The 23,183-nt window shown below is 53.2% G+C and carries 20 protein-coding genes and 4 tRNA genes; 13 read left to right on the plus strand and 11 right to left on the minus strand.

The annotated features are described in order from the left end of the window. Positions 1-472: 472 nt before the first annotated feature. Complete coding sequence (locus C4542_00550) at positions 473-2,521, plus strand: bifunctional mannosyl-3-phosphoglycerate synthase/mannosyl-3 phosphoglycerate phosphatase (GenBank protein RJO63096.1); 2,049 nt, start codon at positions 473-475, stop codon at positions 2,519-2,521. Positions 2,522-2,609: 88 nt separating this feature from the next. Here the strand turns inward: C4542_00550 and C4542_00555 are convergent, their stop codons facing one another. Beyond that, complete coding sequence (locus C4542_00555) at positions 2,610-3,776, minus strand: cation:proton antiporter (protein RJO63122.1); 1,167 nt, start codon at positions 3,774-3,776, stop codon at positions 2,610-2,612. Positions 3,777-4,056: 280 nt separating this feature from the next. On the opposite strand from C4542_00555, the gene C4542_00560 reads away from it, so the two are divergent. The 11 genes from C4542_00560 (at position 4,057) to C4542_00610 (ending at position 10,814) form a co-directional block, all read left to right on the plus strand. Next, positions 4,057-4,129, plus strand: a tRNA-Arg gene (locus C4542_00560). 35 nt (positions 4,130-4,164) lie between these two features. After that, positions 4,165-4,725: a pyruvate synthase gene (locus tag C4542_00565; GenBank protein ID RJO63097.1), complete on the plus strand. Its 561-nt coding sequence runs from the start codon at positions 4,165-4,167 to the stop codon at positions 4,723-4,725. Continuing rightward, positions 4,718-5,008: a 4Fe-4S dicluster domain-containing protein gene (locus C4542_00570; protein RJO63098.1), complete on the plus strand. Its 291-nt coding sequence runs from the start codon at positions 4,718-4,720 to the stop codon at positions 5,006-5,008. Before C4542_00565 ends, C4542_00570 begins: the two co-directional genes overlap by 8 nt. Continuing rightward, a complete protein-coding gene (gene porA, locus C4542_00575; protein ID RJO63099.1) occupies positions 5,008-6,183 on the plus strand; it encodes a pyruvate ferredoxin oxidoreductase in 1,176 nt (391 codons plus the stop codon). Before C4542_00570 ends, porA begins: the two co-directional genes overlap by 1 nt. Positions 6,184-6,185: 2 nt before the next feature. Then, a complete protein-coding gene (locus C4542_00580; GenBank protein ID RJO63100.1) occupies positions 6,186-7,121 on the plus strand; it encodes a pyruvate synthase subunit beta in 936 nt (311 codons plus the stop codon). Continuing rightward, complete coding sequence (locus tag C4542_00585; protein RJO63101.1) at positions 7,118-9,040, plus strand: dihydropyrimidine dehydrogenase subunit A; 1,923 nt, start codon at positions 7,118-7,120, stop codon at positions 9,038-9,040. The genes C4542_00580 and C4542_00585 overlap by 4 nt, the downstream gene beginning before the upstream one ends. Before the next feature lies 1 nt (position 9,041). Further along, positions 9,042-9,764 (plus strand): 4Fe-4S dicluster domain-containing protein, encoded by a 723-nt coding sequence (locus tag C4542_00590; GenBank protein ID RJO63102.1) that lies wholly within the window; start codon positions 9,042-9,044, stop codon positions 9,762-9,764. Positions 9,765-9,807: 43 nt separating this feature from the next. Next, positions 9,808-9,880: transfer RNA gene (locus tag C4542_00595), tRNA-Pro, on the plus strand. 229 nt (positions 9,881-10,109) lie between these two features. Further along, entirely contained in the window at positions 10,110-10,553 is a 444-nt protein-coding gene (locus tag C4542_00600) for a 3'-phosphoesterase (protein RJO63103.1), read from the plus strand. A gap of 103 nt (positions 10,554-10,656) precedes the next feature. Then, positions 10,657-10,731, plus strand: a tRNA-Gly gene (locus tag C4542_00605). Between the two features lie 11 nt (positions 10,732-10,742). Next, positions 10,743-10,814, plus strand: a tRNA-Met gene (locus C4542_00610). A gap of 87 nt (positions 10,815-10,901) precedes the next feature. Here C4542_00610 and C4542_00615 read toward each other — a convergent pair. From C4542_00615 to dxs, 10 genes are all read right to left on the minus strand, one after another. Continuing rightward, the gene (locus C4542_00615; GenBank protein ID RJO63104.1) at positions 10,902-11,207 is read right to left on the minus strand and encodes a hypothetical protein; all 306 of its coding nucleotides are present in this window, start codon (positions 11,205-11,207) and stop codon (positions 10,902-10,904) included. Between the two features lie 457 nt (positions 11,208-11,664). Then, complete coding sequence (locus tag C4542_00620; GenBank protein RJO63105.1) at positions 11,665-12,507, minus strand: DegV family protein; 843 nt, start codon at positions 12,505-12,507, stop codon at positions 11,665-11,667. 566 nt (positions 12,508-13,073) lie between these two features. Further along, on the minus strand, positions 13,074-14,258 hold the full coding sequence (gene hflX, locus C4542_00625) for a GTPase HflX (protein ID RJO63106.1): 1,185 nt from the start codon (positions 14,256-14,258) through the stop codon (positions 13,074-13,076). A 19-nt stretch (positions 14,259-14,277) separates the two neighbouring features. Continuing rightward, on the minus strand, positions 14,278-15,465 hold the full coding sequence (locus C4542_00630) for an aminotransferase class I/II-fold pyridoxal phosphate-dependent enzyme (protein RJO63107.1): 1,188 nt from the start codon (positions 15,463-15,465) through the stop codon (positions 14,278-14,280). A gap of 32 nt (positions 15,466-15,497) precedes the next feature. Beyond that, entirely contained in the window at positions 15,498-16,349 is an 852-nt protein-coding gene (locus tag C4542_00635; GenBank protein RJO63108.1) for a diaminopimelate epimerase, read from the minus strand. Between the two features lie 10 nt (positions 16,350-16,359). Then, the gene (gene miaA, locus C4542_00640) at positions 16,360-17,271 is read right to left on the minus strand and encodes a tRNA (adenosine(37)-N6)-dimethylallyltransferase MiaA (protein ID RJO63109.1); all 912 of its coding nucleotides are present in this window, start codon (positions 17,269-17,271) and stop codon (positions 16,360-16,362) included. Between the two features lie 20 nt (positions 17,272-17,291). Beyond that, positions 17,292-18,059, minus strand: a complete 768-nt coding sequence (locus C4542_00645) for a triose-phosphate isomerase (protein RJO63110.1) — start codon at positions 18,057-18,059, stop codon at positions 17,292-17,294. Positions 18,060-18,062: 3 nt separating this feature from the next. After that, positions 18,063-19,250, minus strand: coding sequence for a 2,3-bisphosphoglycerate-independent phosphoglycerate mutase (locus C4542_00650; protein RJO63123.1), 1,188 nt, complete (start codon positions 19,248-19,250; stop codon positions 18,063-18,065). Between the two features lie 31 nt (positions 19,251-19,281). Then, positions 19,282-20,475, minus strand: coding sequence for a phosphoglycerate kinase (locus tag C4542_00655; protein RJO63111.1), 1,194 nt, complete (start codon positions 20,473-20,475; stop codon positions 19,282-19,284). Positions 20,476-20,511: 36 nt separating this feature from the next. Then, on the minus strand, positions 20,512-22,401 hold the full coding sequence (dxs, locus tag C4542_00660) for a 1-deoxy-D-xylulose-5-phosphate synthase (protein ID RJO63112.1): 1,890 nt from the start codon (positions 22,399-22,401) through the stop codon (positions 20,512-20,514). A gap of 222 nt (positions 22,402-22,623) precedes the next feature. Between dxs and C4542_00665 the strand changes: the two genes are divergently transcribed. After that, positions 22,624-23,121, plus strand: a complete 498-nt coding sequence (locus C4542_00665; GenBank protein ID RJO63113.1) for a hypothetical protein — start codon at positions 22,624-22,626, stop codon at positions 23,119-23,121. The last annotated feature ends 62 nt before the right edge of the window (positions 23,122-23,183 follow it).

Genomic DNA, 23,183 nt, shown 5'->3' on the forward strand with positions numbered 1-23,183 from the left:
ATAGCCGCTCCGGTAATAACTTTCTACATAGATTTGCTTCATCCGGACTCCCCATCTTCACCTCCCAGAGAGTCCAATATGTTTCTGAACTTTTGCAGCAGGTTGTGATTAAATATATGCGCCATTGTTCGTAATCTTTTTTGACATTATATTCGGATGACCTATAATGTGAGTAGAGAACTACCTTAAAACAATCCTATCCCTGCCGTGAGCGCAGGCGCCATATCTTATTTCAAGTCATTTTCGGAAATCATCGGTTCGAACGATGTGACTTTAACCAACGCGAAAATCATGACATTGGAGCAACCGCCCGACTTATATCAGCCATCATTCAGGGATTAGTGAATACCTGGGTTTTGAGTAACTACTCAATAAATTTAAAGGCTGAATTCCTAGGCATGTGGGAGGTGTTGTCCAGAGGTATTGTACAGTAAGACAAATACTTAGAATTCACATCGGAAGGTTGATTGTTTTGAGAATCGAAAACCCATCAATTGTAGAACATCTGGGTTCAGTTAGACTCCAGGGCATACGCCGTATGCTTGAACTGGACTCGGGGACCCAAAAAGCCACACCTCCAAACGTAGCTGGGCAGACGCAACTCATCGAGCGCGAAGCTATCGAAGCTATCGAAAAAAGAATGGCAATCGTACTCCCGGTTAAGAATGAGGACCTTAAAGTATTTGAGGGTGTATTAAGTGGGTTACCGCACGATTGCCTCATTATAGTTGTCTCAAATAGTAAGCGTAGTGACATAGACTATTTTAAGAGCGAAAAAGACATTGTTGACCGCTTTTGCCAGGCAACCAACCGACGTGCAATCGTAGTCCATCAAAAAGACCCCTTTTTGGCGAGAGCTGTTGAAAAGTCGGGATATACCGAGCTCTTAGATGAGGAAAGTTACATTCGCTCTGGTAAGAGCGAAGGCATGCTCGTCGGAATATTACTTTGTGGTCTTCTTGGTAAGGAATTCATAGGTTTTATCGATACTGACAATTTTATTCCGGGAGCCGTCTGGGAATACTCCAAGCACTATGCTATCGGCTTTTCGTTGTCCCGATCGCCCCTTACAATGGTTCGCATACTCTGGCGTTACAAGCCCAAAATGCTGGGTGAACTGTACTTCAAGAAGTGGGGACGTGTTTCTGAAGTGACCAATAAATACCTGAACCATTTACTGTCCACCAAGGGCAGGTTTGAAACGGAAATAATAAAAACCGCCAATGCCGGGGAGCACGCCATGAGCCTTAACCTGGCGATGCGCTTAACTTACGCTTCCGGGTACGCCATTGAGACACAGGAGCTAATCTCAATCCTGGAGCAATTCGGAGGCATGGAACCTCTTGCTGACAAGACGCTGACAGAAAAAGGCGTGGACGTTTTCCAGACGGAGACTATCAATCCGCACCTGCACGAAGAAAGAGGAGACAGCGAGCATCTATACCAGGAAATGCTCCTGCCGAGCCTTTCGGTTATCTATCACAGCCCAATCTGTGAAGAATCCACCCGCAAATTAATATACAACCAACTGGTTGAGCTCGATTGCATCAAGCCCGATGAGGAAGTGCCTAGAATTCAACTTTTCCCCCCGCCGCAGAAGGCCAATCTACAGCGCATGGCTGAATCTTTAGACAGTCAGATGGAGGATATTTCTGTGCCTCGCGGCTGGCTGCTGGGTGAAAAGGGCACACCGAAAAAATCATCGGTAGAGGCCAGAAAAGTAGTCTATACGGATCTGGACGGAACCCTCCTTCATCCTTTGAGCAACTCTTACTCTCAGGCGCTGGAAGGCTTAAGACACCTCCAGGAAAAGAAAGTCCCTATTATCTTCTGTTCGGCCAAGACTTTGGCGGAGCAGGAAATATTGCGCAAAGAACTGGAGATAAGGGATCCATTTATAGTGGAAAATGGGGGAGCGATATATATCCCCAAAGAATATTTCCGTTTCCCGTTTTCATATAACAAGTCAGCGGGTGAATATCTGGTTATTGAGCTCGGAGCATCGTATGCTGAGATTAGGCAGCGCTTGAAAATGGTAGTCGAAACGGGTGGATGTAAATTCACGGCTTTTGGTGACATTGGGACTGAGGAAGTTGCGCGTTATACTGGACTCAGCCTCCAACAGGCCCAACATGCAAAGGACCGGCAATATAGCGAAACGATAATAATTACTGGTAACCAACGTGATAAAGATTTAACATTGGATGCCATCCACAGAGAAGGATTGCACTGTGCTTTTGGCGGGCGCTTCTTTGAGGTGAGCTTGGGAAGTGATAAAGGTAAAGCAGTAAAAATATTGAATGAACTTTTTAAATTGAACTTCGACGAAATTATCACATACGGCATCGGCGATGGTGAAAATGATATTTCTATGCTGAATTCCGTTGAGCATCCCTTGCTTGTCCAGAACGCCGACAGGCATTGGGGGAAAGTCAAAGCCAAAGGATTGGTGAAAATCAAAGGCATCGGCCCTGTGGGATTCAGCCAAGCTGTAAAGCAGTCTGTCTTGAATTTGGCTTAATCAACCCAGACTTGCAGCCACCAATGTAGCCAACGTGTAATATGATATAACGTCAGGCGGTATAGTAAATTGCCTCCTGGCCTTGAACTCAGGATGGAGTAAGAGCCTGCTTTTTCTCACGGCGTTCTTTAAACAACCAGTTTCTGAGAATAATCGGCGGGATAACCGTTGTCAGGAGAGCCATCAATATCAGCGCCGAATAGGTGCTCTGCGTGATAAGCTGCTGGTTGAGACCTATCAGAGCAACAATCATGGCTACCTCGCCGCGGGGCACCATACCCATGCCGACTATGAGTGAATTGCGTATATCCAGGCCCAGAATTCTAGCGGCTCCACCGCACCCTATGACCTTGGTCAATATAGCCACTATGGTCAGTGCTGCCACGAACCACAGCAGGCTGGCAGTGACTACGCGCAGGTCCATGATGACGCCCAGTGAAATGAAGAATATCGAAGCGAATATGATTTGCAGGTGTTCGGCGCCTTCTTTGAATACTGCTGAGCATTTCAGATGAACGCCGGCAAAAGAGGCGCCCGCCAGGAATGAGCCCACGATAGCCGAGAGTCCCACCAACTCAGCCGCGATGCTGTAGAGAAAAGCCACCATCATGGCAAAAATGAAAATGGACTCGGGGTATTTTTCAGCCAGTTTACTTTTTTCAAACCGGGATAGCATCCTCGTGAGCAGCATTTTGCCGATTAATATTCCAACTCCGATGAAACCAATTGCTTTGACAGAAGTGAATACAATCGGTAACAGTTGAACTGAATCGGAAACCAGACTCTCGGAAAGAGACAACGCCAAGAGTGCCAGAATATCATCCACCACCGCCGCCCCTATGATGGCTTTGGCGGCATCGGTCTGAAGCTTGCCCATTTCCCTGAGCACATTGGCCGTGACGGCAATGCTGGTGGCAGTGAGCGCCGTTCCGATGAACACTGCTGCCTTGAAATCATATCCGAATGCTTTGGAGAGAAAGTATCCCCCGGCCCAGGGTACAATCACACCGAGCAGGGCGATGATAAAATATTTAACCTTGGCGATTTCTTTTACTTCGAACTCAAGGCCGATGGTGAACAGCAGGACAATTGCGCCGAGGGTTGCCAGGCTGGATACGAAATCGGTATAAGTAACCAGTCCGAGCAGGCTGGGGCCTACCAGTATGCCGGCCAGTATGATGCCTACGACAGCTGACTGATTTATGCGGTAGGCAATGAGATATCCTCCCAGAGCCACAAATAGCAGAATACTCATCTGGAACGCGGGAGAAGCCAGTAAATCCTGTCCGGCCAAATTCTTCCTCCTAGAAAGCGCCTCAACTAATGAAAATCGAAAATATTGTACCCGATTGTGTTCTCTGCCGTCTATATTGGTTGAACCCTTCTATGCATTACGATATAATAAGCTACCGATTGATTCACGTTCGTGGGTTTCCTATTCTTTGAGCAAGTCCATAATTGAGCGCGGGTGAAGTCTTTTTATTTGTGACAGTCATTTGCGAAAGGCCCGTCGATTCGGCTAAAATTGTCAATCCGCCCCTGTAACTCAGCTGGATAGAGTACTGGCCTCCGAAGCCGGGTGCGGGCGTTCGAGTCGCCCCAGGGGCAGTTATTATTTGTGGAGGTGAATTATTAACGCTGACATCATCGCCATCAGATTGCATGGCCGCGGCGGCCAGGGGGCAGTCACCTCAGCCGAACTGGTGGCCCAGACGGCCATCGCCGAGGGCAAATACGCCCAGGCATTCCCCGCCTTCGGCCCCGAACGCCGCGGAGCCCCCGTCCAGGCCTTCATCCGTATCAGCGACAAGCAGATTCGCGTACGGGCGGAAGTTACAGAACCGGATATTGTCGTGGTGCTCGACCCCGGTCTTCTCACCATCGTCAAAATTACCGCCGGCCTCAAGAAAAACGGTCTGGTGGTGGTCAATACCAAATCTATAGACAGCGTGCCGGCGGACATCCGCGCCAACTACCGCGTGGCAGTCATTGATGCCAACCTAGTCGCTAAAGAGGTGCTGGGAGTACCTATCGTCAATACCACCATGCTGGGCGCTCTCATAAAGGCTTCCGGTGTAGTCAAGTTGGAGGATCTGGCCGAACCCCTCAAGCACCGTTTTGGAAAGCTGGCAGAAAAGAATTTCAAAGCTATGAAGCGCGCTTATGATGAAACCCAGGTAAAGGAGATGATGCCCAATGCCTAAACCAGAAAACGAGTTAACCTGGAAAGACCTGGAAATTGGCTGCATCGTCACCACGCCCGGCAGCGCTGCGGCATACCGCACGGGAGACTGGCGTTCTCAGAAACCCGAGTATGATTTCAGCCGCTGCATCAAGTGCGGCATGTGCCAGATATACTGCCCGGAGGGCTGCGTCAAGCAGAATGCCCAGGGTCATTTTGAAGCAGACCTTTATCACTGCAAGGGCTGCGGCATATGCGCCAGGGAATGCCCGGTGTGGGTTATTACCATGAAGGAGGAGGCCTAATGACCAAACGGGTAGGTATGGAGGTCTCTGTAGCCATCGGTGAAATGGTGAAAATGGCCGATGTGGATGTGGTGGCGGCTTACCCCATCACCCCTCAGACTCATATAGTGGAGCACCTTGCCGAGCTGGTGGCCGACGGCGAGCTGGATGCTGAATATATTCCCGTAGAGTCCGAACATTCGGCCATGAGCGCCTGTTTGGGCTCGTCGGCTGCGGGGGCGCGCACTTTTACCGCCACCGCCGGTCAGGGCTTGGAGCTGATGCACGAAGTCCTTTATGTGGCTTCGGCCATGCGCTTCCCGATAGTTATGACGGTGGCCAACCGCGCGCTGTCCAGTCCTCTTTCGGTATGGGGCGATCATTCCGATGCGATGGCCGTGCGCGACACCGGCTGGATACAGATTTTCACCGAAAATGGCCAGGAAGTGATCGACAACGTTATCTGCGCCTTCCGCATTGCCGAAGACCGCGACGTTTTGTTGCCCGTCATGGTCCACCTGGACGGCTTCCACCTGTCGCACGTTATCGAACCGATGCTCTTCCCGGAAGAGGAACAGGTGAAGGCTTTCCTGCCAACCAATAATTATCCGCTGCCTCTTCATCCGTCCAAACCTGTCGCCATGGGCGATTTCGCTCCACCTGTTATCTATACCGAGGCCAAGTGGGCGCAGGAAGAGATTCTCAGAAAATCCAAGCAAACCATCCTGGCTGTCTGGGACGCGTTCGCTAAAGAATTCGGACGCCAGTATCTCCCCGTGGAGAGCTACCGTACCGAAGATGCCAAAACACTGCTCTTCACCATGGGCAGCTTCAGCGAGACCGCCATGACGGCCATCGATAAGCTGCGGGACGAAGGCCAGAAAATAGGCCTCATCCGCCTGCGCCTGTGGAGGCCCTTCCCCTTCGAAGAGCTGCGCCAGGCCGTCAAGGGCGCCGAGACCCTCATCGTGCTTGACCGAGCGCTATCGACCGGTGGGCCGGGCGGCCCGGTATGCTCGGAGATACGCTCCGCGCTCTATGATACGACGCCCAGGCCCAAGATAGTCAGTTTCGTGGGCGGCATGGGTGGGCGCGATATCACCGAGGCCGGTTTCGAGACCATCATCAAGCGCGGCATGGAACTGGCCAAAACCGGCAGCGACAAGGAATTCCAAATCTTCGGGGTGAGGGAATAGCAATGCAGAATTTGAATGTTTATGCCCCCAGGCTCATACCTAAAGAGGAGCCTTTTGCGCCGGGACACCGCGCCTGCATCGGCTGTGGCGAGGTGCTGGCGGTGCGGCTGGCTACCAAAGCCATGGGGAAGAATGTCATCGTCGTCAACGCCACCGGCTGCATGGAGATTATCGCCTCCCAGATACCCAATACCTCCTGGAACGTGCCCTGGATACACACCCTTTTCGAGAATACGGCGGCCGTGGCCTCGGGCGTGGAATCCGGCCTGAAAGCCATGATGCGCAAAGGGCGCATCCCGCAGGAAGAGATAAACGTGGCGGCCATCGCCGGAGACGGCGCTACCCTCGACATCGGTCTACAAGCCCTGTCGGGCGCCATGGAGCGCGGCCACAAATTCCTCTACATTTGCTTCGATAACGAGGCCTATATGAACACCGGCATCCAGCGCTCTTCTTCCACTCCGTTTGGCGCTTCCACCACTACCTCACCAGCCGGCAAGCAGAGCCAGGGACAGTTCTCCTGGAAAAAAGACATGCCGGCTATTGCCGTGGCGCATAACATACCATACGTAGCCACCGCCTGCCCCAGCTATCCGTTCGACATGATGGAAAAGGTTAAAAAGGCCATGAGCGTAAAGGGGCCGTCGTATATTCAGATATTCTCGGTCTGTCCCACCGGCTGGCGCTGCGCTGGCGACCTGACTATACGCATCGGCCGCCTGGCTGTTGAGACCGGCGTCTTCCCGCTCTACGAGGTGGAGAACGGCAAATACAAGATGAGCATGGATTTCCCCAGGCTCAAACCTCTCATCGACTACACCAAGTTGCAGGGTCGTTTCCGCCATCTATCTCCCGAAGCTCTGGAGCAGATTCAGGCTAAAGTGGTCCAGAAATATCAGGAAATCAAGGCCAAGGCCGCCGGCGAGGTGTGCGCATGAGCGATATAGTATTCAGCAGCTGGGGCGGGCAGGTAGTCGATAACCGCTCAGGCCAGGGGGTTGCCGCAGCCGCCACGGATATCAAGGTTCCTCTCAAGTACGCTGATAACGATGTAGCCGCCTTCATGTCGTGGGACGGGCTGGTTATCACGGATAAAAACGTCAACGTGGTCGCTCTGGCCGATGCTTACATGCGCGAAGCGGCCAAACTGGCCTGCGGCGAGTGCAGCATGGGGTTGCGTGGTACAGCCATTATCTCCGATACGCTCTCGCGTATTGCCGGCGGTCAGGGCAAAGCGGAGGACGTCGCTCTCCTCACCGAGCTGGCCGACAGCATACAAAAGAACGTCAAATGCGATTTCTGCGCCAACGCCGTCATCCCTCTGCGGGATGCCCTCAAAAATTACCGCGAGGCGTTCAACACAACCGCCGCCTCTAAAGAGGCGATACCTCCCTTAGATTACATAAAGAAAATGACAGCTCCCTGTCAGGAAGCCTGTCCCATCCATCAGGACGTTCCGGGTTATCTGGAACTCATCCGCAACCGCCGCAATACGGAGGCTCTCGAAGTGATACGCCGCACCAACTGCCTGCCGCGCGTCACCGGGCGCACCTGCGTGGCCTTCTGCGAGAAAAATTGCGTGCGCCAGGACATAGACTCTCCTCTTTCGGTCCGGGCGCTCAAGCGTGTGCCTGCCGACCTGGGCATCATCAAGCCGCTTCCTTCGGTAAAGGGTGAAAAGAAAGGCAAGGTGGCCATTATCGGCGCCGGCCCGGCCGGGCTCTCCGCCGCGCAGCACCTGTCACTCAAAGGCTATCAGGTTTACATCTTCGATGAGCAGGCGGCATCCGGCGGCATGACATTTGCCGGTATCCCCGCCTATCGTTTACCCAGGAACGTGCTCGCCGGAGAAGTGGACACCATCGCCTCCCAGGGCGTGCAGATACGCCTCAACACGCGTATCAGGCATGCCGAAGAGCTGAGATACACCTTTAAAGCCGTTCTGGTAGCTTCCGGCGCTCATCAGACCCGCGAGAGCGGAATAGACAACTGGAACAAAGACTACGATGGGTTGATGGAGGGGGTTAAATTTCTGCACGACATCAACTCCGGCAAGACTATTGTACCCAAACAGAAGATGCTGGTAGTGGGCGGAGGCAACACCGCTATCGACTGCGCTCGCACTGCTTTAAGGCTGGGATTCAAGGAATCCACAGTGGTCTACCGCCGCAGCCGCCATGAGATGCCGGCCCGCGATGAAGAGGTCAAGGCCGCCGAAGAGGAAGGCGTCAAGTTCCAGTTCCTGGCCGTGCCGGTCAAGATTCAGTCGCAGAACAACAGGGTAGTCGGCGCCGAATGCATCCGTATGGAGCTGGGAGAACCCGATGCCAGCGGCAGGCGTAAACCGCTGCCGTTGAAGGGCTCTGAGTTCGTACTGCCCGCCGATATGGTCCTGACCGCTATCGGGGAAACGCCTGACTTTTCCTTCCTGCCGCAGGGAAAAGTTGACGTGACCAGCTGGAACAGCATTAAAACCGATGAGGATGGCCATACCAATATTCCCTGGCTCTTCGCTGCCGGAGACTGCACGAGTGGCCCGGCGAGTATCGTAGAGGCTATGGCAGCGGGCAAGCGAGCCGCCGAGAGCCTGCATATTTATATGAGCAAAGGGAAGGTGGAGCGCTCTGAGGCGGACGCTCTCGACCGCGCTTTTCACGAGGTCGGCCTCAGCCGCAAGCGCCGGGGGCCCAAACCGGCTGCAACCGTCCGTCAGTACCCGCACGAGATGGACGCCGAAGACCGCTCCAAGAGTTTTGACGAGGTTGAAGAGTGTTTTAACGTCCAGGTGGCCGCGTGCGAGGCCGAACGCTGCCTGCGCTGTTACCGCGTAATGCTTATCGTTAAGAGGCAGGGCTAAAATGGTAAAACTGACTATTGATAATAAGCCTGTTGAAGTTGAAGAAGGCGCTACCATCCTCGAAGCGGCGGTAAAAGCCGGGGTTACTATTCCTACGCTTTGCTATAACGAAGAGTTGTCGCCGGCTGGTGCCTGCCGCGTATGTGCCGTCGAGATAGCCCACGAGAACGGACCGATAACGGTCACGGCATGCAATTATCCGGTGGCCCAGGGCATGGTTGTAAGTACCAAATCCGAGAAGGCAGTCAAGGCCCGCAAGCTGGCGGTCGAGATGCTCATGGCGCAGCGCCCGCACTCGGAAAAGATAGCCAAACTGGCGCAGACTCTGGGTCTTGGCGAACCGCGCTTTTCCGTCAAGACTGACGAGTGCATCCTGTGCCGGCTCTGTGTACGCGCCTGCCAGGAAGTAGTGGGCGCCAATGCCATCACTTTCATCGCTCAGGGACTTGAAAGAGAAAACAAAGAAGCCGCCGTGGTCTGGGACATTGAGAAATGCATCGCCTGCGGCTCCTGCGCCTATATCTGTCCTACACTGGCGGCGACACTCGAGGACAACCAGGGAATGAGGACCATCAATACCCCCAGCGTCAAGATGGAGTTCAAGCTCAAAGCCTGTACCAAATGCGGCAGCTTCTACGCGCCGGAAAAGCAGCTGGCCTATATGGCCAGGACCGCCAAGCTGCCCATCGAGAAATTCGACCTGTGCCCCGATTGCCGGGACTAGGTTCGATTGACCCCTGTATAGCCCTTTGTTATACTGGGCTGTCCGGGGTGTAGCGCAGTTGGCAGCGCGCAGCGTTTGGGACGCTGAGGTCGGAGGTTCGAATCCTCTCACCCCGATTTTGAATCAGGATTATTAAGAAGCCAGGTTAAATGCCGGGCTTCTTCTTTTTACCTCGAATTATTGTCGTATTACAGAAGTTTAAAACCTTCAAGCCATCAAAAGCCACACCTTAGATTGTCGCAAGGCCTCTTTTGTCACCACAGTGCCCGTGACAGACAACGGATTGACACTCTCGAGTCGCCGTGATAGTTTGAATGAGAAAGTCTCTCGACAGAAGTAAACAGCATGGGCCTCAAAGAGTACAAAAGCAAACGTAATTTTGCCAGCACTCCGGAACCCGCCGGCGAGGTGGTCGATACCGGCCAGTCGCGCTTCGTGGTACAGCGCCACGATGCCAGCCATCTGCATTTCGATTTCCGGTTGGAGATGGACGGCGTGCTGAAGAGCTGGGCCGTCCCCAAGGGGCTGCCCGAGGAACCCGGGGTACGGCGTCTGGCGGTGCAGGTTGAGGACCACCCCTTGAGCTATATCGACTTTGCGGGAACTATCCCCGAAGGGCAATACGGTGCCGGCACCGTCGAAATCTGGGGCAAAGGCGAATATGTCCTTGAGAAGAAGATGGAAAAGCAAATCGAGTTTACCCTCAAAGGCAAGAGGTTTTCTGGCGGCTATGCTCTCATTCACACCCAGGGCAAGAACTGGATATTTATCAAGCGCTTGCCCAGATAAGGGGCAGCTTCATTTGACATAAATATAAAGGGGATTTGGCGCTGATTTCTCAGCGTCGCCTTTGACAAATACATCCTCACAGCCGTAAAATAGCTTCTACTACGCGGGAGTAATTCAGTGGTAGAATGCCTGCCTTCCAAGTAGGTCGTCGCGGGTTCGAATCCCGTCTCCCGCTCCAAAGCGTTTTGAGGGCTCGTAGCTCAGGGGCAGAGCGGTCGGCTCATAACCGATTGGTCGCAGGTTCGAAACCTGCCGAGCCCACTTTTTGAAAATTTCGTGGCTATCTCCGACACACCATTAGTCCTAGACGTTAAGTCAAACCCGAACTGTTTACCAGATAAATGAGTTCTAATCTGCTAGCCGTTTACCGGGCATGTCGTAAGATGCTCTTTTCCTCCAAAGCCGACTTCCTCTTTCCCAAACGACATTGTCTCCTGTAAGTAATCTGAACTCTCGAAGAACATCTTTGCTTATTGCCAGATTGCCATTCTGATTATCATAAACGTATCTATCGTCAAATTTCTCCTTGATTTGCCAGACAACTGTCTCCTGATAGAGATAATTTACTCTATTCAGTTCTTGAAGCATAAATATTGCGACATTCTTGGGTTGCCATGGTTTTTGCCCAACATTTAGAGTTTGTTTTTGATTCATGTCTCCCTACTCTCGCAGACCTGTATCAGCGTGCCTTCGAGGACACGTAATAAGTAGTTCCCCTCAGGAGTTTAGATTTTATCAATCCTTTGCCGAGCAACCTGTTGAGTTGTGCTTGGAGGGCCAATATTCGGATTAGGTCATATAGTAAATCAGGTTTTGTTAGGGCTGGTAATAACTCAGGAAGTGAATATGCTTGATACGGACGCTCTTCCAGTTTTGCCAATAATTCTTTGTCACCTGCTTCCAAGGTTTCACTATATTCACGAAATGAAATTGGCACAATTTACCTCCATTCTTCCCATATTTTGATCGTTTCTTAATTATACTACAGGCTTCAAGCCTCAAGAGGTGGGCATCTGGTGTAGTTACTAAGCTGACATAATCAGAGCGGAAACACGACACAGCGATTGTGTCATAACTTGTTAGGCACAGGTTCGAAATCTAGTGAGCTTCCCTATTTTCGCTCGCCGCGAATGCTCAGCACCAGAAGCCCCGGGCCGGTATGAGCCCCTATAGCGGGCGTGGCGGTTGAGCGGAATATGGTGGTCTGCGGCCATATTCCTCTGAGTTTCTTGACCAGGCGTTCGGCGTCATCGGCGCAAGCTGCGTCTTCAACCGCCATTTCATAGATTCTCGAATAGCTTCCGGCAAATTCATAAAGCCGCTCGATGGCGCCACTACGAGTGCGTGCTCGACCGGCCGGTTCAACCGCTCCATTTTTCAATGAGATGATGGGATTTATCTTAAGCATCGAGCCCACGAATGCCTGTGCCTTGCCGATACGGCCTCCGCGTTTCAGGTATTCCAGAGTCTCCAGTGTGCCGATGAGCGCGACTTCCTGAATAGTTTTTACGGCAGTTTCAACTACTTCGCTTAAAGCGGCTCCTGCCTGAGCCGCCCTGGCCGCTTGTAATACAACCAGTCCTTCGGCCATAGCGCCCAATCTCGAATCGATGACTTTCACGGGGCAGGTCCTTTTCATCAAACCTACGCTTTGAGACGCTACATCATAGGTGCCGCTCAGCCTGGAACTGACCATAATAGCCGCTATTCCACTGGCCTTCTCCGCCAGCTCATCAAATGCTTCGGCAAAGGTTTTCGGCGAGGGCAGGGAGGTCGCAGGTGGGACCTTGCTGTGTTGCAACCTTTCGTAGAATTGCTCGGCGCTCATGTCAATGCCGTCCCGAAAGATATCCTCTCCCCATCGGATGAGTATAGGAATTTGTTTAATATCCAGCTCTTTCGCCACACCGGGCGGCAAATCGGAAATGCTGTCAGTGAGTATTTTAATGGCCATTGTCTAACACTCTCATGACATAAATATTGGCATAAATAATATGTCTGTTAATCAAACCTGTCAATCTGGTGCGAGTTTGGAAGCAGGTTCTTGTGGAAGAAAAAAGTCGCCGTGAGTTCGTTCAGAGTCTTTACAAGCAACGAGTCTTAGTGGTACTCTTTTTAGTACTATTCATTATGTTAAGCGTATGCGCAGTTGGTGAATAACGTCTCGACATAATATATATTGTGCGAACCAAGGAATAAGCACGAATAAATGGAATTAACATAACGGAACAGGGCAGAATCGGGGTACGCTCGGCAAATCAGCTTGGATTAGAAATGGCACAGCGGGATATCTTTTGCATCCTTGCCGGGGAACCCTGCGAGATCAGATGATTGGCCCGGACAAATTATCTTCTGTAGTCACCTGAAAAGAAAGCGCAAAAGAAGTAAATCGATAAACCGGGCGATAGTTATGTCGTCTAAGTGCGCAGTATTGTACATAAAGCCTCAAATGGTCTCCAGAATAGCAGGGGCAGACGTAAAAAGCTCACGGCAAAATAACCCGGGGCGGCTAGATTTGGACTACAGAGGCTCGTTTTGAATGGATTGCCAGAGGCAGGACGCGGTTTGCTCGTTGACCACCTTATTGAGAGTTTCCAGCAGTTTTTTGAGCCCCCACTTTTTTCCGGCGGAGATAAGGACGGTGTTGGGGTTATCGCCGGCCAGGTGATTGAGGTATTCGAGAGCCTTTGTCTCGTCCCAACTCTCGTTTTTGTCCAGCAACAGGTCTATTTTGTTGAGGGCTGTTATCCGGGGTTTGGCTTCAAGTCCCAGGTCGCGCAAAATTCCCTCAACTACCTGGCTTTGCTCGGCGGCGTTATGTGAAGTTAAATCAACGACGTGCAAAAGCACGGTCGCTTCGGATAACTCCTCCAGTGTGGCACGGAAAGCCTCTACTAGAGTCGGGGGCAACTTGCGAATGAAGCCCACCGTATCGGTCAGCAGGACAGTGCTCATATCCGGCAGAGTCAGCCTTTTGGTTGTCGGGTCGAGGGTGGCAAAGAGCTTGTTTTCAACCAGCACATTGGCCTGGCTCAAGGCGTTGAGCAGCGTGCTTTTGCCCGTATTGGTATAACCTACGAGCGCCACTATGGGTATTCCGCTGCGGCGGCGCTTCTCTCGGTAAAGCGTGCGGTGCTTGCGCACCTCTTCCAGCTCTTTTTTGAGCTTGCTTATCTTGGTGCGGATGAGCCGTTTGTCGGTTTCGAGTTGCGATTCACCGGGGCCGCGCGTGCCGATGCCGCCTCCCAGCCTCTCCAGGTGGCTCCATTGCCCGGCCAGACGCGGCAGCAGATACTGGTGCTGCGCCAGCTCCACCTGAAGCTTGCCTTCGTGGGTGCGGGCATGGCGCGCGAAAATGTCCAGAATTAGCGCCACGCGGTCAATAATCTTTATTTTGAGAGCCTGCTCGAGCTCGTTCTGTTGACGCGGACTGAGTTCGTCATCGAAGATGATAACGTCCCAGTTAGCGGTCTGCCTTTTGAGGATAAGCTCGTCCAGTTTGCCTTTACCCAAGTAGGAAAACCTGTTGGGATAATCGAGTTTCTGTGTCATCTGGCCGGCGACCTGCGAGCCAGCCGTTTTGGCCAACTGCGCCAGCTCTTCAAGGGATTCTTCTTCCGTCCAGCCGTCCCGCGAGCCGGTGTCCACTCCTACGAGGAAGGCTTTTTCCTGTGCCGTTTTTGTAGAATAGGTTGTCTTAGCGATATTGTTGCCTCTCTATGCATTAGTGCTTGGACTTGAAGCGGTTGCGGCCGTCCTGCCAGGCGGAAAGCTTGGATAAAGCCTTTACGAGGGCGGCATCCGGCAGCGTCAGCGAAAGGCGCACGTAACCCTCGCCGCTGGGTCCGTAGCCGGTACCTGGTATGACCAGCACGCCAACCTGGTCCAGCAGGTTGGCGGAAAACTCCATCGACGTGTATCCGGGAGGAACCCTGGCCCAGACATAAAGGCTGGCTTTGGGGGCCTGGGCTATGCAGCCGATGTCATTCAGCACATCCACCACCAGGTCGCGCCGGCGCTGGTAGGTATTATTATGCTGAGTGATGGCCTCCTGCGGCCCGTTGAAAGCCTCGATAGCGGCGTACTGGATAGCTTGGGGAATGCCGGAATCCAGGTTGGACTTGATCCTCTTGAGGGCATCTATCATAGTGGCATTGCCCACGGCCATGCCGATGCGCCAGCCGGTCATGTTGTAGCTCTTGGAGAGCGAGTGGAACTCTATGCCGGCTTCTCTGGCGCCATTGGCCTGGAGGTAGCTCACCGGCTTGTAACCGTCATAAGCTACTTCGGTATAGGGGCCGTCGTGGCAGATGGCCAGGTTGTTCCTGCGGGCGAATTCTATGGCCCGGTTGAAGAAATCGAGTTCAGCCACCGCCCCGGTGGGATTATTGGGGTAGTTCAGCCACAGGACTTTTGCTCGTTTTAATACATCTTGCGGGATGGCGTCCAGGTCGGGCAGGAATTGGCGCTCGGCGGTAAGCGGCATGTAGTAAGGTTCTCCGCCGGCCAGTTTGGTGCTTATGCCGTAAACCGGATAAGCGGGATCCGGCACCAGCGCCACATCACCCGCGTCGATAAAGCAAAAAGCAATGTGCCCGATGCCCTCTTTGGAACCGATGAGAGGCAACACCTCGGTGTTGGGGTCCAGTGTGACGCCGAAACGCCTCTGGTACCAGCCGGCGATAGCCTGGCGTAGCACTGGAAGACCCTCGCTTTCGGGATAACGGTGGTTGGCCGGGTCATGTGCGGCTTCGCAGAGCTTATCTATAATATTAGTGGGTGTGGGAATATCGGGGTCTCCGATGCCGAAACTGATAACCTCTTCGCCACGGGCTCGTTTTTCGGCTAGCTTTTTATTGATTTCGACGAATAGATACGGCGCAAGCTGGTTCATGCGCTGTGACAGTCTCATGACTATACTCCCTTCGTGTTCTAAATCAGAGGTTATTCCGGCCACTCACCGGTGAAAACGGCTTCTGCCGGGCCGGTGAGCAAGGCTTCTTCTTTTTTATGCCACTCGACTTCGGCAGGACCGCCGGAAAGTAAGACTTCTACCTTTGAATCACTGAGCCCCAATAACTGCCCTGCAATGGCTACGGCGCAGGCGCCGCTGCCGCAGGCCAGTGTCTCGCCCACTCCGCGTTCCCATACGCGCATCTCGATACGACTCCGGCTGATGACGCGCGCTACCTCGAAATTGACGCCGTGCGGGAAGAGCTTATATTTTTCCACGGCGGGACCGATATTCTTTAAGGGGAAATCGGTGACGGGTTCGTCGATAAAACAAACCGCGTGCGGATTGCCCATGGAAACAAAATTCAGGCGCAATTTTCGTCCGGACATTTCCAGTGGATAATCCCCAGTCATTATGTCAAATACTTTGCCCTTACCGGGCTCCAGCGCCACCGGGATATTTGCGGGCTTGAATTCGGGTTTGCCCATGCCCACCTGGGTTTTAAGTGCGTTGTTTTCGTCTTTAATCAATTTGGCTGGACGGATGCCCGCCATGGTTTCAATACTAACGGCATTGCCTGAAATCATTTTTTGGTCGACAAGATATCTGACGAAGCAGCGCAGGCCGTTGCCGCAGGCTTCCGCCTCGGAGCCGTCGGGGTTAAAAATCCTCATCCTGAAGTCCGCTTCCTCGGAATGGAGGAGAACCAGCAAGCCGTCGGCACCTATGCCGAAATGCAGCCGGCACATGGCCCTGGCCAGCCTGGACCAGTCGCGGTCCTTGCCCCTGGCGTCCACCAGCACGAAATCGTTGCCCAAGCCCTGCAGTTTGGTGAAGTGCATTTTGAAGCCTCTATGTATTCAAAAATTCGGTTACCATTGTCTTTATCTTAATGTAGGGTTCGGCATCCACGTCGAACCAGTGTATTCTATCATCTTTTGGCCCGAACCAGTTATATTGCTGGCGCACCAGGCGGTGGCTCTCGTTTTTCACCTGCTGGATGGCTTTATCCAGGCTGATTTTCCCTTGCAGGGAAAACCCTATCTGGTGGTAACCGATGCCGGACATGGAAGGCAACTCCAATCCATAACCCTTGTTTATGAGTCTCCGTACTTCTTCCACTAATCCGCGGTTCACCATGCTGTCCACCCTCTCATCGATGCGGCGGTAGAGCGCTTCCCTGGAGGCGGTGAGTCCGACTATCAGGTAATCAAAAGGAGGCTTGATTTTCGTGGGCGCATTGCTTGATAAGGACTTTTGTTTTATTTCCAGCGCCCTTATCACGCGGCGGATATTGCGCGGGTCTATGCGGCTGGCAGCCTCGGCGTCCAGTTGTTTGAGCTCCTCGTACAGCTTTTCTGACTCACCCTGTGCGGCGCGCTCTTCCAGGCATTTTCTCAAACCAGCGTCGGGCGCCACTCTGGGTATCTGCCAGCCTTCCAGCACCGCCCAGACGTAGAGTCCACTGCCGCCCACGAGCAAAGGAACATGCCCACGTGAGGCAATCTCATCTATGGTTTTATACGCCAGTTCTTGGTACTGCGCCAGGCTGAAATCATGGTCCGGATTTACAATATCTATAAGGTGGTGGGATACTGATGCTTGCTCGGCACGCGAGGGTTTGGCCGTACCGATGTCTAGACGACGGTATACCTGCCGGCTGTCGGCGCTGATAATCTCGCCATGAAAATCCTGCGCGAGCTTTAAGGCCAGCGCGCTCTTGCCCACGCCGGTGGGTCCGACTATAGCGATTACGCGCTTCATAAAAATCAACGGGAGATAGTTTATCCGTTGCGGCCTTTTGAGACTGCCGATTGCTTAACAATGCTGACGAACTCGGCGGCTTTCAGGCTGGCGCCTCCCACCAGCGCGCCGTCTATTTCCGGTTGCCCGATGAACTCGGCAATGTTGGCCGCATTGACACTGCCGCCGTAGAGGATACGTGTGGCATCAGCAACCGGCTTGCCTATCAGGTTGGTAAGAATATCTCTGATCAGCTTAATGGTTTTGTTCGCCTGAACACCGCTGGCGGCGCGTCCTGTCCCGATGGCCCAGACAGGCTCGTAAGCTATCACCAATCCCGCCGCCTCAACGACCCCCTCCAGAGACTCCTTGAGTTGCTTGCTCACCACCGCTTCCGTTTTACCGCCATCATTTTCCGCCAGGCTTTCGCCCACGCAGAGGATGGGTTTCAGATTGGCTTTGAAAGCCGCCTTTACTTTTTTATTCACTATCTGGCTGCTCTCACCAAAGAGGCTCCTGCGCTCCGAATGCCCCAGGATGACGTACTGGCACAGGCCAACCAACATCAGAGGCGAGACCTCGCCGGTGAAAGCGCCTTTGTCTTCATAATAGGCGTTTTGCGCACCAAGCATTATACGGCTTTGCCTGAGAAGCTCGGAGACTGCGACCAGCGAGATAAAAGGCGGGCAGAGCAGTGTTTCGACACCGGAAACCTCGTTAAGCTCTGGCAGCATCTGTTTCACCAGGGTAACAGCTTCGACCGGGGTGGTGTTCATCTTCCAGTTGGCGGCAATCAAGGGTTTGCGCATGGTTTATGCTCCGAATTTGGTCAATTTGAGGGCGTGCGCCATGGCCAGCGGCATGAGAGAGGTTGCCGGCATCAGCCCGAGAGAGCCCTGGCGGCACTCGGACTCGCCGAATTTTACAAGACGGTCGGGCCGGCACCACCTGGAGTGCAGCAGGCAGGGCACTGGATGCCAGCTATGGGCTGCCATGGCAGCCGGGGTGGAATGGTCCCCCGTGATAACCAGAACCTCCGGTTTGAGAGCCAGCAGTCGCGGAAGCGCCTTATCGGTGTCTTCTATGGCGGAGACCTTGCGCTTGAAGTCGCCGTCTTCACCGGCGGCGTCGGCTCCTTTTACATGTATAAAGAAGAAGTCGTATCTGGCATAATTCTGTTCCAGCGAGGCCAGCTCATCCGGCAGGGTGGGGCCGTTTGTCAGCACGTCCATGCCGACTATCTTGGCCAGCCCGCGGTACATGGGATAACTGGCGATGGCGGCGGCTTTCAATTTATAAATATCCGCCACCCCGGGGAAATCGGGCTTTTTGGAAAATCCGCGCAACAGCACCATATTGGCCGGATGGTGCGAGTCTAATCTTTCTCTGACCTGAGCTAGGAAGCGGTTGACGATTTTGGCGGTGCGCTCAGCTTCCGGCGCGAGGGCTGCCACATCTTTAGGCGGCACGCCCGTTTGCTGCGGGTCGGCGTCGCTCAACTCGTCACGGAGTCCCTCGCCGCGGAAGACAGCCACCAGGCGGTGTTCTTTGACCGCCTGTACGATAACTTTCACGCCGTCGATTTCCATCCCATCGAGGAGTCCGCAGAGTTGTTTTCCCACTTCCGTAGATATTCTGCCGGCCCGCCGGTCACTGATTAAGCCGTTATTGTCGAGTGTACAGAAATTGCCGCGCGCGGCAATATCGCCGGGTGCGAGGTCGAAATCCATTCCTAGAGCCTCAAGCACACCGCGTCCGATGGTAAAAACCAGGGGGTCGTAGCCGAATAATCCCAGATGGCCGGGGGCGCTGCCTGGAGTTATACCTGTCCCCACGGTTTGGAGCAGCCCGCAGTTGCCCAGGGATGCCAGTTTATTCATATTGGGAGTAGTTGCAGTTTCCAGTTCGGTCTTGCCGGATTTGTCGTGTGGCAGACCGCCCAGGCCGTCTATCACCAGAAGGACAATTTTAGCGGGAGATGTAATGGATAGCTCTTTCATCATGTCCAGTCCTGTTTGCACTGTACCTCCTTTAGTCCGCCTGGTTTTTATCCAGCAGGACTTCTACTCCCGGCAATGTTTCGCCGCTGAGGAATTTGAGCGCAGCGCCGCCACCGGTGGAGACGAAAGTCATCCTGCCGTTGAGGTTCATAGCGGTGACGATCTCCGCCGTCGAGCCCCCTCCGATAATAGTAGTGGCGTTGATGCTGGAAATGATGCGGGCCATCGCCTGCGTGCCTTCGGCAAACTGAGGGATTTCGTAGATACCCATAGGACCGTTCCAGAAGACTGTTTTACAGCGTTCCAGAATGCGGGTAAAACGGCTTATGGTCAAAGCACCGATATCCACTATGCGCCTGTCAGCCGGTATGCTCTTTACAGAGACGGTCTCCCAGCTTGCGTCAAGACCAACATCGGCCACCACTACATCTTCAGGCAGATGGAGTTTAACCCCGTTTTTCTCCGCTTTCTCCATAAGATAGGAAGCGGTCTCGATATTGCCGTCCAGCAGCGACTGGCCCACCTCGTAACCCTTGGCCTTAAGGAAAGTAGCGGCCATGCCGCCGCCGATGATGATGAAGTCCACACGCGGCAGGATATTTTCGATGAGCGCCACCTTGTCGCTCACTTTGGCGCCTCCCAGCAACAGGCCGAACGGGCGTACCGGGTCGCGCAACACCTTTCCAAGAGAAGTTATCTCTTTTTCTAGCAGCAGGCCCGCCACGGCGGGCAGGTATTTGGTAACGCCCACGATGGAAGCATGCGCGCGGTGAGCTGTGCCGAAAGCATCGTCTACATAAATATCGCCCAGTTTAGCCAGAGACTGGGCGAAAGCCGTGTCGTTTTTTTCTTCCTCCAGATGAAAACGCAGGTTTTCCAGGACGAGAATATCCCCGTTTTTCAACTGGCTGACAGTGGTTTCGACCTCGGGACCGATGCAGTCCGGGGCAGAGTCCACGGGCTGGCGCAGGATGCTCGCCAGTCTTTCGGCAACTCCTTTGAGACTCAGGCCGGGAACAATCTTGCCTTTGGGCCGACCCATGTGCGAGCAGAGTATGACCCGTGCGTCGTGTTCAATAAGGTAATCTATGGTGGGGATGGTCGCTTTGATGCGGCTGTCGTCCATAATCCTGCCGCTGGTTACATCAAGCGGGACATTGAAATCCACGCGGGCCAGCACCCTCTTGCCGGCAACATTTATGTCTCGAACGGTTTTTTTATCCATTTTCTCCTGTCCTGAGCCTGGTCTGGGTGCAGTATATCAATGCCGCAACGATTTCATTTTCGGATTGGCGAGTTCAGGGAAGAAATCTTGAATCTGCTGCACGATGCCCCGGGTGTCCAGTGCGTATTTCGCGCGGAGGATAGCCTGCGTGCCGTGTTCCACGAATTCATCAGGTATGCCAATGCAGCGGGCATGCACATCTTGCATGCAGGACTGTTCCAGGAGCGTAATCACTGAACTCCCGAAACCTCCGGCAAGCACATTTTCTTCAATGGTAACGATATTTTTGATGCGTTGCGCCACGCCTGTAATAAGACTGGTGTCGAGCGGTCTGGCAAAACGGCCGTTAATGACGGTAGTCTCGATACCTTTTTCCGCCAGAATGGCGGCTGCATCCATTGCGGTCTGAACGCTCACACCAATCGCTATGATAGCCAGGTCCTGCCCTTCCCGCAGAATTTCTGCGTTGCCGATGGGGATGGAATGCAGTTCTGTATCCATGGCCACCCCCAGGCCGTTGCCACGCGGATAACGCACGGCCATGGGCTGGCCACAGCAAACAGCGGTATATAACAGGTGCTGTAATTCGTTTTCGTCCCTGGGCGCTGCTACTGCCAGGTTGGGGATAAGCGACAGGTACGAGAGGTCGAATATCCCCTGATGTGTCTTACCGTCGTCACCCACGATCCCTCCCCGGTCCACAGCAAAAACCACCGGAATTTTTTGCAGGCAGACATCATGGATGATCTGGTCGAAGGAACGTTGTAGGAAAGTGGAGTATATGGCCACCACCGGTTTGATATCCTGGGTAGCCAGCCCGGCGGCGAAGGTGACGGCATGCTGCTCGCAGATTCCGACATCGAACACCCGGTTGGGGAATTCTTTCTGCACCATGTTGAGGCAGTTTCCCTCCGGCATGGCGGGGGTGATGACAACAACCCTGGGATCAAGGCGCATTATCTTCTGCATTGTCTGAGCGAATACCTCGCTGTAGCTGGGCGCTACCTTCGCTTTGCCGCCTTTGGGGGCTACGCCGTGGAAGCATACGGCATCGTTTTCGGCAGGCCCGTAACCCTTGCCCTTGGTGGTCACAATGTGCACCAGCACGGCCTTATGCGTGTATTCGCGCGCCTGTGTCAGCGCCGATTCCAGCTCGGCGATGTTATGCCCATCTATCGGTCCCATGTAAGCTAGTCCCAGGTCCTCCCAGATGGTATTTTTAATGAAGAGGGTTTTGAGACTGTGTTTCAGCTGGCTGCCGAAACTGGTTGCCTGTTTGCCAAGAGGCAATGAACCTAGAATACGTTTGCCGCTTTCGTTAGCCTTGTAGTAACGGCGGTCGAAACGCACCCTGCGCAACAGTTTGGCGATGGCTCCCACTGTGGGAGAAATGGACATGCCGTTATCATTCAGCACTACGATAAGCCTGGTGCCTGAAGAAGCTGTGTTATTCAGAGCTTCGAGAGCCATGCCGCCGCCGATAGCCCCGTCTCCGATGACGGCGATTACATTATAATGTTCACCGGACAGGTCGCGGGCAGTGGCCATACCCAGTGCGGCTGATATGGAGGTGCTGGCGTGGCCGGTCCCGAAAGAGTCGTGGACGCTCTCATCGCGTGAAGGAAAACCGGACAGTCCGCCGTACTGGCGCAGCGTGTGAAATTGCTTGCGGCGGCCGGTCAGCAGCTTGTGGGCGTAGGCCTGGTGGCCGACGTCCCAGATAATTTTATCTACAGGACTGTCGAACACGCGGTGCAAGGCTATAGTAAGCTCAACAGCCCCCAGACTGGAAGCCAGATGGCCCCCGGTCACCTGGACGGTTTGGACCATCTCCTGTCTTATTTCTTCGGCGAGGGGTTTAAGCTCTTTGGAGGGAAGGCGCTTAATGTCGGCGGGACTGTTGATGCTGTCTAGCAGTTTTGCCATTTTATTTGAGCGGTTCTAATTTGACTATACTCTAACAACCAATACAAACCATTGTCAAGGACTTTTAGCATTCGATTATTACCCAGGGCTAATTATAGCTCAGGCACAAACATTATGTCGAATATTTATTCGGCCAGTCAAAGATGTCCGGGTATTGGCTCTCTTTATTAGTATCCTGGAATTGACAAATAAATAAAATTTATGTATTATGCTTGAATAAATATGCAGAATGAAACTCGCGATAGAAATTCTCCAACGGCAAATAGCTCGATATACCCCGTAGATGCCAATGGCGATAAACTGATACTGTTTCCCGGCAAGATAGTGCGAAGGAACGGCGCGCTGGCTTTTCATGGGGCGCTCGCGCAATTTTTCCTGACCGTAGCCATGGGTAAAGCGGTCTGGCTTAAAAAAGTCAGCGAGCAGGAAGAAGTATGCGTCGGGGTCAGCGCGAAATATATTCGCATAGATGGCGGTTCTTCAAATGACGACGTCTACATTTCAGGAAACGTAGAAAGGAAGTCATTCTGTGGTTCCGACAATTGTATAAATGTGAGAATCGGCAAAGATAGAGTTATCGTCAAGTCCGAAAATCACGCTGAGTTTAATCATGGAGATGACATTCGATTGAATTTTAGCCGCAGCAATGCCATCCTGTTTCGCTGTTCAGCAGATAGCATCAATCAGGAAGCCATGCATCTGGCTTTATCGGCAGTGTAAATCAGCAAGTAAAATTCTGTCGACGCTCGAATACTCTCATTATGATACCAATCAGGCTACTG

Source organism: Dehalococcoidia bacterium (assembly GCA_003597995.1).
GTDB lineage: Bacteria > Chloroflexota > Dehalococcoidia > Dehalococcoidales > UBA1222 > SURF-27.